A 552-nucleotide genomic window follows, 5' to 3' on the forward strand; every position below is an offset into this window, starting at 1 on the left:
GGCAGAACAGCGGCCGGATATAGGCCGGCACGAAGCCCGGGAAGTCGAACGCGTTCGCGACGCCTTCCTCGAGCGCCATCTGGCGGATGTTGTTGCCGTAGTCGACGACCGGCACGCCCATCTGCTGGAACGCCAGCATGGCGCGGACATGCTCGGCCATCGACCGCTTGGCGGCCCGGGTCACGGCCGTGGGATCGGCCTCGCGCTGCCGATCCCACTCGGCGAGGCTCCAGCCCTTCGGCAGATAGCCGTTGACCGGGTCGTGGGCCGAGGTCTGGTCGGTGACGCAGTCCGGCCTGACACCGCGCCGCACCAGCTCGGGCAGGATCTCGGCCGCGTTGCCGAGCAGGGCGACCGAGATCGGCTTGTCGTCCGTGGAGGCGCGCTCGATCATGGCGAGCGCCTCGTCCAGGTCCTTGGCCTCGGTGTCGACATAGCCGGTGCGCAGGCGGAACTCGATGCAGCTCGGCCGGCACTCGATGGCGAGGCAGGAGGCGCCGGCCATGGTCGCGGCCAGCGGCTGCGCGCCGCCCATGCCGCCCAGGCCCGCGG

Annotated in this window: 1 pseudogene; it reads right to left on the minus strand. The window is 71.6% G+C overall.

Annotation, left to right across the window (positions count from 1 at the left end):
* Nucleotides 1-552 (minus strand): annotated as a pseudogene (locus IEY58_RS34210) (urocanate hydratase); the annotation flags it as partial.

Source organism: Aliidongia dinghuensis, assembly GCF_014643535.1.
GTDB classification, from domain to species: domain Bacteria; phylum Pseudomonadota; class Alphaproteobacteria; order ATCC43930; family CGMCC-115725; genus Aliidongia; species Aliidongia dinghuensis.